The following is a 12,681-nucleotide window of genomic DNA, read 5'->3' on the forward strand; positions in this document are numbered from 1 at the left end:
CAACATTCCTTGAAATAACGACTCCAACATTTAAATCTTGCTGACCTAAATATTAACTTGTAACTCTACATTTGGATTTTGGAATTTAATTCCATTTTTCAGATTTTCATACATTTGAGGATCGCTCCACTCAACTTGTACTTGCTCTGAAAAAATAATTTGGTCTAGGCTAAGTAAACCCATTTGCTCATTTTCAATATCTTCTAAAAAACTTTGTGCGTAACCTGTATCAGTTTCATGCACGATCACTGAATAGACCTCAACATCACCCTCACCATTCTGTGTTGTGGTTGAAGCGAGCACCTGTTGCGCTAGATAAAAGAAAATCCTTGAAAACTGTTCAGCTGATGGTGAAACTGGCAACCCAACCCAACGTGCACTAAAAGTTTTACACGCTTGAATATATTCAGGATCATCTTTTTGCCAATAACAAATTGCATGATCAAAACTGTCAAAAAGCTCTTTAATCACACCTTTTAATAGACCAAAATCATAGACCATTTGCCCATGATCTAATTTTGAGGCTTTTAACAGTAATTCAACTTTATAACTATGCCCGTGAATCGAACGCTTACAGCGATCTGATGTACAATTACGTACAATATGAGCATTTTCAAACTTAAATAATTTACGAATTAACATGCACCAAGCTGATCTATATCTGCAAACAGATTTTATTATAAAGCAAAAAAATCATCGGTGGGATTGATTTTAAGCCTTGTGACTATTCAATAATCCAATCTATACAAAGACTAGAATGGTGCAAGACTTCTTGAATACACAATCACTTGTTTATCTTTTCTCATCATTAAGCTGTTAAATTGGCGCTTACGCTCACTTAGCATCACTTCAATTTGAGCCGTAAAATAATTTGATTTACTATCTAATAAAGACGCAGCATCGGTTTTACTCTGCTCATCAATCCCAGAAAAAGCACTTAATTTCCATAAATCATCTACATTATTAAAATGCGTTAACTCAGTTTCCTTGATTTTTAATTGTTGTTCGATAGCTTTGACGTCTACTTTAGGATCAATACTGGCTAATAGTAATGCAGGTGCTGTATTCATATTCAGCTTAGTCTGTTCAGGTAATGCCGTGACATAAGGTTTGATCAAATCGTAGTTTTTGCCTTCAAAACCTCGTACAAGTTTTAATTCTTCTATACTATGAAACTTGGTATTCGGCGTTAAATATGCAGGATCTAGTCCTTGGTAATAGCTACTCTCCGCACCCATTGCACCAGTCACTTCATCATTTGTGTCTTGCCAATCAATCACAGCTTGACTTAGTTCAGCAGGCAGACCTACACGTTGCAATAACTTTTCAAACCAACGTCGAGCAGAATCATCAACTTGATTGCCATCAGCCTTAACCAAATTATTTAGATTAAACTTTCCTGACTCATCTAGTAGTTTTCCTGAGACTGATCCATCTTCTACGGGAAATGATGGCATCGGTTTTGCCCAGTTTTCCTGTAAATGGTCAATGCTACTACCATTATCGCTATCTTGAATGAGTAACTCTGAAAAAAAAGCTTCTGCACTTTTTGCATACAATAACGATTGATCCTGACGCATCAAATAGCCCGTATTTTCAGCGGTATTGGTTTGTCTTTTTGCAATTGTTGCAGCCAAAATCGTTGCTAAAGCAACCATGACTAAAATCGTTAATAAAGCTACGCCACGCTGAGATGAATAGTTTTTCATAGTGGTGAGTTATTTCCTAACAATTGATTTGCATTCAGTAGACTATAAATCCACTCGTAATCCGTACCTGCAACACTAAGCTGTATTTTTATGCCTAATGGTAATTTTTTTAACTCATTAATATTATTAGGATCACCAATATTTTCAGGCCATTGTGTCAGTTCCTGTGGATTCATCACGATTACTTTAAATTGATCTACATTTTCTAATAAGGTACTTGAGATGGGTTGTACTCGATTTGGAATATTTAGATTTGAATATTTGAGTCGATAAACTTTTTTTTGCGTTGAATCGTAGCGATATTCTATACGTTCATAAGGTGACAAACCTTGTTTCAACGGATCGGACACTCCTGCTTTACTAAACATAAAACCACGATCATTTAGCACCAAAGCGGCTTGTAATTGTCGACCATCATTTGCCGTTAATGGAATAATTTGCAGACTATCTCTTAGAATCTGCTGATAGGCATCTTGTAACGCAAATAAATGTGTTTCATGCTCTGCATTACGATCTTTGACTTTTAATAGATAATCAAAAACTTTCCAACCAAGCATTGAAAGTACGGCAAAAATAGCAATTGCAACCAGCAATTCAACAAGGGTAAAACCCTTTTTAATTTTCATCATGTTTTAGCTTTTGCTGGATAATTAAAAAACACCATATTGGTGATGCCCGCTTCAACTTTACCTTGCTCAGTATTAAATAAACTTACTTGTAATTCGATACGTTGTATTTTGGGGCTAATTGTAGCCTGTGCTTTTTTATCAATCTGCCAAGTCTCACCTTGAGAAGTCACCTGTTTCGATTGCGTTCCATCTAACCATTCTTGATTCATTTCCATCATTGCAATCTCATTCATTGCAACGAACTGTGCTTTTGTTCGCAAAATCGCACTCGATGTAGATTGTGTATATTGCATGGCAATTTTTGTTAATGCAATTGCAGCGACAGCAAATATCGCTAAAGCAACCATTACTTCCAACAGGGTAAATGCTTTAATCTTCTTCATTTATTTTACCCAAATGATCTATTTCAAACTCATGTCCAATTGGCTGTTGCTCATAATAAAATTGAATACGGACAGGCTTAACTTCACCATTGCCAAACCATATGAGTTGCGGTGCTTTACCACCTAATAAGTCCTCATTTCTCGCTTTTCGATATTCTTCAGCATTTAAAGTTTGAATACTAAAAGATACGCTAGTCGGTAGCTCTCGAAGTTTAAACTCTTTATACGGCTGCCAAGTCCGATCAGCTTGCTGAATTTGCTCATGGCTCTGATCATGATATTCAAACAAATTATAGCGAAATGGTGCAACGTCAGTCGCATTTTGAGTATTTAAGGCAAAAACTTTAGCTTGATCCGTTGATTCTTTATTAATCTTTTTTAAATCAAGTATAAACATTTCTCTGGCTTGCATCGCTCGACGTTGATCTACACCACCAATATTCAGAACAACCAAAGATGTCATAATCGTCATGATTACAATCACCACCATGATCTCAATGAGGGTAAAACCTTGTTGTAATCTATGAGGTGATTTCATTTTATTTATCAGCCATTCGCTAAATATTCAATTTGTTTTGGCAAACCTAAAGCTTGATCAATATAAGCCACACGTAAACTATCACGTGAACCTAAATAACGCTGATAAAAGCTCGAATTCAGAATAACTGCTGCACCATAAGTCAGAGACCAAATCGAAGCCAAATAATCACGCGTTGTCATCGTGCTATTTATATCTAATAAATAACTTTCTGTCATACGAATGATAATACGTAAACGTTGACGACGAACTTTATACAATTCACTAAATAATAACTGAATACCTTGACCCGTCGTAGAGAGGCGTTCTTCAATTTGATGAAATAAAGCAGTACGTTCAGGATGATGTAAATGATGTAGCATGAAAAAAGCTAGATGCTCAGGGAAAGCTTTCTCTGTATCCTGAATCATTTCAAGCAGCATTCGTTCATTACGAATAATCAGCAACATATACAATTCATCTTTGCTCTGAAAGTGCTTATATAATGTGCCTTTAGCAAGATCTAATTCCGCCGCTAAAGCGTCCAAAGTCATGCCTGCTTCACCATTTTCTAATAGGAGTTGCTCAGCGATCTGAAAAATTAAGGCTTCTCGTGCTCTAAACTGAGCTTGGCGATCCATTTTCACGTGATAACTCTCTTTGCTAATACAACTAAACCGTTTACTTCAAACGAAGAAGATTCTCAAAATTCTGTGTGGTAATCATACCTATTTCTTCAACTGACTTGTTATATACATCCGCTAACGCCTTTGCAACATAAGGCACATATTTAGGCTCATTGGTTTTACCCCGATAAGGCATAGGTGCTAAATATGGGCTATCCGTTTCAATTAACAACCGATCAAGCGGCACTTGTTTAGCTACATCACGTAATTCTTGTGCATTTTTGAATGAAACAATACCAGAAAAAGAAATATAGTAACCACAATCTAAAACAGCCTTCGCTGTTTCCCAATCTTCGGTGAAACAATGCAAAATACCATGTGTGGACTGCTCTGCTCTTATAATATCGACGGTATCGTGTTTGGCTGATCGTGTATGCACAACCACAGGTTTTTTTACAATTTTTGATGCATGAATATGACGGGCAAAACATCGTTTCTGTTCTGCAATAAAATCTGTACTGTGATAATAATCTAAACCTGTTTCCCCTAATGCCCATACCTTATCAGACTGTGCTAGCTCTACGAGGTAGTCTGTTGTTGCTTGCGCCATAATATGATCATCCTCGCATGGATGAACACCTACAGAATAACCCACGTCATCATGTCGAGAGGCGATTTCAGCCAATTTAATATAATCATCCAAATCAACTGAGATGCCCATAAATTTTGAAACACCTGCAAGGCGAGCTTGGGCAAGCGCTTGATCTAAACTCCCATCGTAAGGACTCAGATCTAACATCGTTAAATGACAATGGGTATCAACAAACACGCTTATTTCCTATCACTTACATTGTAAAACTTGGGCGATCCATCGCTTTTGAACCAGCCAATAATTTCTCAGCTTCATTTTTGTAATACACACCTTTTTCACCAGCAAGCTGAATTGCAAAACCTTGTGGTTTAAAATGTGTTTGTTTATGCGAAATCCAAATCACCTTACCCGTTAATGGGATTTTTTGTGACTGCTCTGGTAAAGTCGCTAAAACAAAAACTTCCTGTCCCATTTTTACGGCTTGTTTCGTGGAAACAAATAAACCTCCACCTTGTACAAAAGGCATATAACTTGATTGCAAAGTTGCTTTATCAGGAATATTGACCTGTATAATTCCGCCCATCATTTGTGGTTGCATAACATTCCCCTGTCAAATACAAATAGTTTGAAATATCTATATTTTCATAGCATTAGTAAATTTTTAAGCATATTTACATGCCTCTCAAATTCAATATTTTCTACCGTCAATTTAAAAACCTAGAATTACTGCTATTTTAATTATAGGAAACAATCCGACAAACAACAAATAATGTTTGAGGAAAACTGTTCGAAAACAAACAAAAATGGTTTTTATTTAAACAAATATAGCCTTCGATGAATCACGTTTTCAGAGGTGATCACCATAAGGAAAGCAAATGCTTTTTGGCTATTACAAAATCAAGCATTCAATCAACATAAAAGATTTTAATACCCTATCTAAACCACATGCATCAATTGAATAAACAACTGATCTAGTATCAACTGTGTTTGTACATTTTGCTCAACCATCAATTTTTTCTGTTGCAGGTCAGAATAAATTTGAAATAAGCTTTCCAAGTCATAAAGCTGTGCAAGCTGTGTTAAATCTAAGTCTTTATTTCTCAAACATTGATTTAATTTTATAGCGACTAAATCGGCCAATAAATATTCAAACATTGTCATAAATTCAGAGAAACTCAACTCTTTTGACCACTTGCTTGAATAACTTAAAGGCATATTTTTTTCTGAGACCAACTTAAACCAATCTTTCAAGAATAAATCTCTTTTATGCAACCAATCGCTCTGATTAATTTCAACGGCAGTCAATGGCATGCCATTTGCGAGATTAAGCAACAAATCAATGTGTTCAGCTGAGATATTCAGTATTTGCTGCTGAATAAATTTTTGTGCATCTTGGGTGTCTAGACGGTCTAAAGCGAAATGCTGCAAACGGCTTCGAATCGTTGCTGGTAATTTCAAGTAATGATCCGCCAATAGAATCAGAATAACCCTTTCTCCAGGTTCCTCTAAAGTCTTTAGCAATGCATTTGCGGATGCTATATTCAAAGCCTCCGCTGGCTCAATCACAACGACTCGCCACCCATCACCAGTCTGTTGAACAAATGGTAATAAATCACGAATCTTTTCGATTTTTATCTTGGCATTTTGCTTTTTATTTTCTTCATCTGTGGTGATATGGACATAGCGAGGATGTGTATTAGACTTCAACCAAAGACAACTTGTACATTCACCACAAGCTTGTTCGGCTTGTTTGTTTAAACATAATACCCATGCCACAAAACGCTCAGTAAATTGATGTTTCGCGCAGCCATGTTTACCATAAAAAAGTAAACCATGACCTATATCGGGAAAACGCGTTGTCAACAACGCCCATGTCTGCTTGTGCCAAGGATAAACGGTTGTTGACTGCATACTCATCATAATTATTCAAATAAACTTACTGGTAGCGCATTTAAACGCTCTAGATCAGCTTGTGTATCTACACCCGGTGGCAGATTGGCTTCAGCAATATCGATCGCAATACGATGACCATTTTCTAATACGCGTAATTGTTCAAGACTTTCTAATTTTTCAAGATCGCCTTGTTCCCATGACACATATTCTTGCAACAATTTCACACGATATGCATATAAACCCAGATGACGAAAAGCACGATCATGCAGCTTTGGCTGCTGTAATTTTGCGCCATCACGATCATAAGGAATAGTTGCTCGACTAAAATATAATGCTTCTTTACGATTACTCATCACGACTTTGACGATACTATCACGCTGGAATTCATCAAATGCGTGAATAGGCTCGCATAAAGTAGACATTGAGCAATGCGGTTGATCAACTAAAAGCTGAGTAACTTGTTGAACCAATTGAGCAGGAAGTAATGGTTCATCACCCTGTACATTGACAATAATATCGTTTTCTGCCCAGCCTTTTAGACGAGCAACTTCACTCAAACGATCTGTGCCTGACGGATGATCAGCACTGGTTAAAACCACATCAATTCCTTCCGAACGACACACATCTGCAATACGCTCATCATCAGTCGCAACACATAAATCATCAAAACCTGCAACTTTCTTCGCTTGATCTACGACACGTAAAATCATTGGGCGACCATGAATAAGTAAAAGTGGTTTTGCAGGTAAACGTGAACTCGCAAAACGAGCAGGAATGACAATATGTTTCATGTTAGAACTCTAAGAAAATTGGATACCGACTTGTTGCAATTGTTGTTTCAATAAATCATAACAGTCTGCAGATAAAACCGCTTCAACAGGCACAACCCAAATCGGAATATTAAATTCTGGGTATTGTTTCAATAAAACCTTAAGCTTTACCGCATCTTTTTCTGTGGTAATAATTGCATCTTGATTATTGAAGGTGAGATCATCGATCTGATAATCATAATGATCAGCAAACTCATGTGTTTGATATTGCTTCACATTCAATTGATTTAAAGTTTGATAAAATCGTTGTGGGAAGCCAATACCAACAACCACATTAAAATACTGATTTGGATCAAATACATTTGAATCTGTATTTAAATTTAACAGATATGGCTGACCAATTGCTAAATGCATATTCTTTTGTGATTGAGCAATTTTAGTATGTTCAATAACCGTACTTCTATTTAAGCGTGATTTAGGCTCACGTAGATACCCTTCAGGCAGCAACTTCTCATTCCCCAAACCACGATTTTGATCTAGAACAATCCATTCAATTTGACGTGCTAATGCCCAATGCTGCAAACCATCATCGCTAATAATTAAATCGAGTTTTTCAGATTCCAATAATAATTCAATTGATGCTTGACGATTTGGCCCAACCGCCATGGGTACATGAGTAGATTGAACGATTAGGCACGGCTCATCACCAGCAAGATCTGGTTCAGACAAAGCATTCACCAAAACTGGAAAAGGTCCTTTGCCACCATATCCTCGACTAATTACACCAACGCGAACACCTTGTTGCTGTAAATGTTTAACGAGCTGAATTAATAAAGGTGTTTTCCCACTTCCTCCAACCGTGATATTACCAATAATCATCACAGGAATTGGGGCAGTGTATTTTTTCTTAAGACCAACCGTATATAAGGTTTTATTTAATTCAAAAATTAAGCGATACAATAATGATAAAGGACGCAACACGATCAACCACGACGCTTTTTTATTCCAAGCATCTTGTACGTGTTGCGCAATAGACATTATTAATTTTCCTCAAAATTACGTTGATGCAATTGATAATACACGCCATGTTTATTTAGCAACTCAGTATGTGTGCCCTGCTCGATAATTTGTCCTTTGTCCATTACCACAATAAGATCTGCATTTTCAACTGTAGATAAACGGTGCGCAATTACTATCGTCGTACGACCTTGCATCGCTTCATCAAAAGCTTGTTGGATGAAGTATTCAGACTCATTATCAAGCGCACTAGTTGCTTCATCTAAGATTAAGATTGGAGAATCTTTTAAGATTGCTCTGGCAATCGCGATACGTTGACGCTGACCGCCTGAAAGATTTAAACCTTGCGCACCAAGTATTGTGTCGTAACCCTGTGGCAAATTCATAATAAAGTCATGCGCAAAAGCAGCTTTTGCAGCTGCAACTACCTGCTCATCACTTGAATCCTGAAGCTGACCATAAGCAATATTGTCACGCACTGAACGATTGAATAGCACAACCTGTTGATTGACTGTCGCAATTTGTGAGCGAAGATAAGAAAGCTCTATCTCTTGTACAGGAATATCATCAAAATAAATTTGCCCTTCACTTAATTCTTGAAAACGCGGCAGCATATTTACTAATGAGGTTTTCCCTGCACCAGATCGACCAACCAAAGCAATGGTCTGACCTGCTTCAATATCTAGACAAAAATCCTTAATTGCATGCGTACCATCTGTATAACGCAGATTAGCATGATCAAATTTAATATTGCCTTTCAAAACCGGCTTAAGCTGACCATTATTTTCTTCTTCTGGCATGTCAAGCAGTTCAAATACCGAATGCGCTGCTGCCAAACCACGTTGAAGTTTCTCATTAATATCAGTTAAATTCTTCACTGGTTTAGAGATCAGACCTGCCGCAGTAATGTAGGAAACAAACTCTCCTGCTGAGGTGTCACCTAAAACCTGTGGGCGAAGCGCTAACCATAAAATAATTGCCATTGCCATAGACAATAGTAATTGTATGATCGGGCTATTAATATTCTGCACCACAACCATTTTTAGGCCACGACGAAGATTTTCCTCAGAAGATTTGTAAAAACGTTGCTGCTCAAAAACCTCACCCGTAAAACTCTTAACCACCGAGTTTCCATTAATCGTTTCTTGTACCACATGGTTCACATCGCCCATCGTGTTTTGCACTTGAATTGACAACTTACGCATTTTCTTAGATGCGATTCTGACCAATATCCCAATGAAAGGCATGAAAACCACGATACATAGAGTCAAACGCCAGTTGGTATAGAGTAAATAACTCAACAAACCAATAACAATTAAACCATCTTTAACTAATGTTTGTAGAGATTCAGATGATGCTGCTGTGAGTTGTTCGACGTTATACATCAATTTTGCACTGATATGACCTGCACTGTTATCAAGATAATATTGCGCAGGTAAGCGCAGTAATTTAGCATAAACTTCTTGACGAATACTAAATACCAAACTACGTGAAATAACTGCTGAAAAGTATCCACCTAAGAACAAACCAAGGCCACGGAAAAACATAAGTAAGACAATTAAGGCCGGGAACCAATCTAAATTTTCGCGACTACCATTTTGGATTGCATCAATAATATATTTCAATAACTTTGCGACAGAAACCTCTGTCGCAGCGTTGATTCCAAAACCAAGTAAGACGAATAAGGCAACGCCCCAATAAGATTTTAAATATGATATTAAACGGACATAAACCTTAAAATCCTGATTCACTCAGTAAAACCTCTAGTTGGAACTTTGGTGCTAATATTGACATTAACAAAGCCGAGTTGACCTGCCACATCCATTACACGAATCACATCTTCATGTTTTGCTTTTGCATCAGCTGCAATAATAAACATAAAATCACGACGATCCTGTGCAGCCTGTTTAATCGCAGTACTGAGATCGGCACTATCTTTGGTCGATAATGCTTGACCATTCACAGAATAATGTCCCGTGGAGTCTACCATGATTTCAATTTTGTGATCGAATTGTTTAGGCGGAACACCTTGAGCATCTGGTAAAGTAAGATTTATACGGCTTTGCTGACTAAATGTGGTAGATAATAATAAAAACACCAAAATGAATAACATACAGTCAATCATTGGCGTCAAATTGATATGAATATCTTCAACTTGAGAACGTTTAAATTTCATAATGTCACCTATGCTCAGCTTGCACGGCGATTTTCTTGCACATGAGGTGCTTTTTTGTAGAAAAGTGCAGCATGAAATAATGTTGATTGTTGTTCTAACTCAGCAATATATTCATGTACTACACGTTGAAAATAACGATAAGCAATCATTGCTGGAATCGCTATCAGCATACCTACAGCCGTAGTAATCAATGCTTTAGAGATACCAGGCATCATCATGCTTGCATTTCCAGCAGAACCGATATCAATCACTAAAAACGATTCAATAATACCAAGTACTGTTCCTAACAAACCAAGCAAGGGTGCAATCGCGCTCAATGTACCTAAAAAGTTAATATTTTTTTCTAGATAGCTGATTTCTTGGGAAGCTGTTGCTTCCATTTGTGCACGCGCAAACTGCTCACCTTGATCTTGATGATCATAACCAGCTTTTAAAATACGACCTAACGGACTTTTTACAACGTCTTCTTGCTCTAAATGTGAAATAACATTGTCCACATTTGAGCCTTGAACCAGTAATGCTTGAGGTAAAACTTGTGACCGTCTTAAGCGAATATATCGCTCAATTGTAATAGCAACCGTAAAAATTGATGAGAGAATAAGCGGTAGCATTAACCAACCACCGGCTTTCACAAGTTCCCACATATTATTCCCCAATAATATTTAAAATATAAAAGGACGCACCTTAAATATTAGTTAGGTAAACAAATATTTAAAATTCCATCCAACTCATCCAATGAGTGATAATGAATGACCATTTTTCCTTTACCTTTTTGGTTATGGTCAATTTTAACATTTGCTCCAAAACGTTCCGATAGTTTCTGAGTCAATTGTTCAATATCAGGAGAAACCTGCACCTTTTCCTTTTCAGGCTTTGGTTCACTCCACTCACGTACTAACTGTTCAGTCTGACGCACTGATAATGCTTTTTCAATTACGATTTTAGCAACATCCATTTGCTCTTTTGCTTTTAGGGTCAGAATGGCACGAGCATGTCCCATATCAAGTTGACCTTGTTGCATTAAGTCCTTAATTGGATCAGCCAAACTTAATAACCGCAATAAGTTACTCACCGTAGTACGAGCCTTACCTACTGTATCCGCGATTTCTTGATGACTTAAACCAAATTCATCATGGAAACGCTGCAAAGCTACCGCTTGATCAATTGGATTGAGATCTTGTCGCTGAATGTTTTCAATTAACGCCAATGCGATTGCGACTTGGTCATTTAAGTCACGTACAATTGCTGGAATTTCAGCCAAACCTGCTAATTGGGCAGCACGCCAACGGCGTTCACCTGCAATAATCTCATAAGGGTGTTGTTCATCATCTACTGGACGAATCACAATCGGTTGCATTACGCCATGCTTCTCAATTGATGAAGCAAGTTCCTGTAAATCTTGTTCTTGAATAAAACGGCGTGGCTGATATTCGCCACGTTTCAGTAAATTAACATCAATTTGCTTGAGTTGACCATGATCCAAAGCCTGTGCTTCAAGTTGCAATTTCTCTTTTTGAATTGAACCCAATAGTGCATCTAAACCACGACCTTTAGCCAATCCGCGTTTTTTGATGCTCATACAGCACTTCCTTTTTTCACTTTACTTTTCTTCAACATTTCTGCAGCTAAATTCAAATATGCAACTGCACCTTTTGAGCTTTTTTCGAAATAAATCACTGGTAAGCCATGTGCTGGCGCTTCAGCCAAACGAATATTTCGAGGGATCACCGTTTCGTATAACTTTTTACCAAAATATTGCTCTAACTCAGCAGACACGTCACGGGTTAAAGCATTACGAGCATCATACATCGTACGTAACACCCCTACAATTTCCAAGTTTGGATTCAGGGCTTTTTGTATACGATCAATTGTTTGTGTCAAATCTGCCAAACCTTCCAAAGCATAATATTCACACTGCATCGGAATAATTACACCATTGACCGCAGCCAAAGCATTCACAGTTATCAAACTTAGGCTTGGTGCACAATCTACAATAATATAATCAAATGCTGAATCTACTTCTTGTAACGCATTTTTGAGAATAAACTCTCGCCCTTCTTGCTCGGCAATTGCTAACTCAACGCCAGCAAGTTCACGATTTGCACCTAAAACTTTATAACCAACGTCAGCTTTCTGAATTGCTGTTTCAATTGGCACTTCACCCAACAACACATCGGTAATCGAGTAAAGTAAGTCATTCTTTTGAACGCCAGACCCCATAGTGGCATTACCTTGAGAATCCATATCAACCAATAAGACACGTTTCTTCAAAATCGCCAAAGAAGCAGCAAGATTAACGGCTGTTGTGGTTTTTCCCACGCCACCTTTTTGGTTTGCAATCGCAATAATTTGAGCCATGATTACCCTTA

16 protein-coding genes are annotated in these 12,681 nt (G+C 37.5%); all 16 read right to left on the minus strand.

Features of this window, described 5'->3' with window-relative positions:
* Window positions 1–45: 45 nt before the first annotated feature.
* The 16 genes from ABLB98_RS07680 to ABLB98_RS07755 all read right to left on the minus strand — a co-directional run bounded on the left by ABLB98_RS07680 (window position 46) and on the right by ABLB98_RS07755 (window position 12,670).
* Window positions 46–642, minus strand: a complete 597-nt coding sequence (locus ABLB98_RS07680; protein WP_348882511.1) for a 6-carboxytetrahydropterin synthase — start codon at window positions 640–642, stop codon at window positions 46–48.
* Between the two features lie 110 nt (window positions 643–752).
* Entirely contained in the window at window positions 753–1,709 is a 957-nt protein-coding gene (gspK, locus tag ABLB98_RS07685) for a type II secretion system minor pseudopilin GspK (RefSeq protein WP_348882510.1), read from the minus strand.
* Window positions 1,706–2,335, minus strand: a complete 630-nt coding sequence (gene gspJ, locus ABLB98_RS07690) for a type II secretion system minor pseudopilin GspJ (protein WP_348882561.1) — start codon at window positions 2,333–2,335, stop codon at window positions 1,706–1,708. Before gspJ ends, gspK begins: the two co-directional genes overlap by 4 nt.
* Window positions 2,335–2,721, minus strand: coding sequence for a type II secretion system minor pseudopilin GspI (gene gspI / locus ABLB98_RS07695; RefSeq protein ID WP_087545361.1), 387 nt, complete (start codon window positions 2,719–2,721; stop codon window positions 2,335–2,337). Before gspI ends, gspJ begins: the two co-directional genes overlap by 1 nt.
* Entirely contained in the window at window positions 2,708–3,259 is a 552-nt protein-coding gene (locus ABLB98_RS07700) for a prepilin-type N-terminal cleavage/methylation domain-containing protein (protein ID WP_005159908.1), read from the minus strand. The genes gspI and ABLB98_RS07700 overlap by 14 nt, the downstream gene beginning before the upstream one ends.
* An 8-nt stretch (window positions 3,260–3,267) precedes the next feature.
* A complete protein-coding gene (locus ABLB98_RS07705) occupies window positions 3,268–3,879 on the minus strand; it encodes a TetR/AcrR family transcriptional regulator (RefSeq protein ID WP_034601445.1) in 612 nt (203 codons plus the stop codon).
* A 40-nt stretch (window positions 3,880–3,919) separates the two neighbouring features.
* Complete coding sequence (locus tag ABLB98_RS07710; RefSeq protein ID WP_348882509.1) at window positions 3,920–4,693, minus strand: TatD family hydrolase; 774 nt, start codon at window positions 4,691–4,693, stop codon at window positions 3,920–3,922.
* A 16-nt stretch (window positions 4,694–4,709) separates the two neighbouring features.
* Window positions 4,710–5,054: a PilZ domain-containing protein gene (locus ABLB98_RS07715; RefSeq protein ID WP_004662384.1), complete on the minus strand. Its 345-nt coding sequence runs from the start codon at window positions 5,052–5,054 to the stop codon at window positions 4,710–4,712.
* A 338-nt stretch (window positions 5,055–5,392) separates the two neighbouring features.
* On the minus strand, window positions 5,393–6,376 hold the full coding sequence (locus ABLB98_RS07720) for a DNA polymerase III subunit delta' (RefSeq protein WP_348882508.1): 984 nt from the start codon (window positions 6,374–6,376) through the stop codon (window positions 5,393–5,395).
* A 2-nt stretch (window positions 6,377–6,378) separates the two neighbouring features.
* Window positions 6,379–7,140: a 3-deoxy-manno-octulosonate cytidylyltransferase gene (kdsB, locus tag ABLB98_RS07725; RefSeq protein WP_348882507.1), complete on the minus strand. Its 762-nt coding sequence runs from the start codon at window positions 7,138–7,140 to the stop codon at window positions 6,379–6,381.
* Window positions 7,141–7,149: 9 nt separating this feature from the next.
* On the minus strand, window positions 7,150–8,157 hold the full coding sequence (gene lpxK, locus ABLB98_RS07730) for a tetraacyldisaccharide 4'-kinase (protein ID WP_348882506.1): 1,008 nt from the start codon (window positions 8,155–8,157) through the stop codon (window positions 7,150–7,152).
* A gap of 2 nt (window positions 8,158–8,159) precedes the next feature.
* On the minus strand, window positions 8,160–9,887 hold the full coding sequence (gene msbA, locus ABLB98_RS07735; RefSeq protein ID WP_348882505.1) for a lipid A export permease/ATP-binding protein MsbA: 1,728 nt from the start codon (window positions 9,885–9,887) through the stop codon (window positions 8,160–8,162).
* A complete protein-coding gene (locus ABLB98_RS07740; RefSeq protein WP_005159883.1) occupies window positions 9,884–10,312 on the minus strand; it encodes a biopolymer transporter ExbD in 429 nt (142 codons plus the stop codon). The genes msbA and ABLB98_RS07740 overlap by 4 nt, the downstream gene beginning before the upstream one ends.
* 14 nt (window positions 10,313–10,326) lie before the next feature.
* Entirely contained in the window at window positions 10,327–10,956 is a 630-nt protein-coding gene (locus ABLB98_RS07745) for a MotA/TolQ/ExbB proton channel family protein (protein WP_005159881.1), read from the minus strand.
* Window positions 10,957–11,003: 47 nt separating this feature from the next.
* Window positions 11,004–11,891, minus strand: a complete 888-nt coding sequence (locus ABLB98_RS07750; protein WP_050039991.1) for a ParB/RepB/Spo0J family partition protein — start codon at window positions 11,889–11,891, stop codon at window positions 11,004–11,006.
* On the minus strand, window positions 11,888–12,670 hold the full coding sequence (locus tag ABLB98_RS07755; protein WP_005159877.1) for a ParA family protein: 783 nt from the start codon (window positions 12,668–12,670) through the stop codon (window positions 11,888–11,890). The genes ABLB98_RS07750 and ABLB98_RS07755 overlap by 4 nt, the downstream gene beginning before the upstream one ends.
* Between the last annotated feature and the right edge of the window lie 11 nt (window positions 12,671–12,681).

This window comes from Acinetobacter yuyunsongii (assembly GCF_041021915.1).
Lineage (GTDB): Bacteria > Pseudomonadota > Gammaproteobacteria > Pseudomonadales > Moraxellaceae > Acinetobacter.

Coding starts and splice junctions, on each gene's coding strand:
- ABLB98_RS07740 (WP_005159883.1), bottom strand. CDS start 10,312: ATGAAATTTAAACGTTCTCAAGTTGAAGATATTCATATCAATTTGACG.
- ABLB98_RS07750 (WP_050039991.1), bottom strand. CDS start 11,891: ATGAGCATCAAAAAACGCGGATTGGCTAAAGGTCGTGGTTTAGATGCA.
- ABLB98_RS07715 (WP_004662384.1), bottom strand. CDS start 5,054: ATGCAACCACAAATGATGGGCGGAATTATACAGGTCAATATTCCTGAT.
- lpxK (WP_348882506.1), bottom strand. CDS start 8,157: ATGTCTATTGCGCAACACGTACAAGATGCTTGGAATAAAAAAGCGTCG.
- ABLB98_RS07680 (WP_348882511.1), bottom strand. CDS start 642: ATGTTAATTCGTAAATTATTTAAGTTTGAAAATGCTCATATTGTACGT.
- gspK (WP_348882510.1), bottom strand. CDS start 1,709: ATGAAAAACTATTCATCTCAGCGTGGCGTAGCTTTATTAACGATTTTA.
- ABLB98_RS07705 (WP_034601445.1), bottom strand. CDS start 3,879: ATGGATCGCCAAGCTCAGTTTAGAGCACGAGAAGCCTTAATTTTTCAG.
- ABLB98_RS07720 (WP_348882508.1), bottom strand. CDS start 6,376: ATGATGAGTATGCAGTCAACAACCGTTTATCCTTGGCACAAGCAGACA.
- kdsB (WP_348882507.1), bottom strand. CDS start 7,140: ATGAAACATATTGTCATTCCTGCTCGTTTTGCGAGTTCACGTTTACCT.
- ABLB98_RS07755 (WP_005159877.1), bottom strand. CDS start 12,670: ATGGCTCAAATTATTGCGATTGCAAACCAAAAAGGTGGCGTGGGAAAA.
- ABLB98_RS07700 (WP_005159908.1), bottom strand. CDS start 3,259: ATGAAATCACCTCATAGATTACAACAAGGTTTTACCCTCATTGAGATC.
- gspJ (WP_348882561.1), bottom strand. CDS start 2,335: ATGAAAATTAAAAAGGGTTTTACCCTTGTTGAATTGCTGGTTGCAATT.
- gspI (WP_087545361.1), bottom strand. CDS start 2,721: ATGAAGAAGATTAAAGCATTTACCCTGTTGGAAGTAATGGTTGCTTTA.
- ABLB98_RS07745 (WP_005159881.1), bottom strand. CDS start 10,956: ATGTGGGAACTTGTGAAAGCCGGTGGTTGGTTAATGCTACCGCTTATT.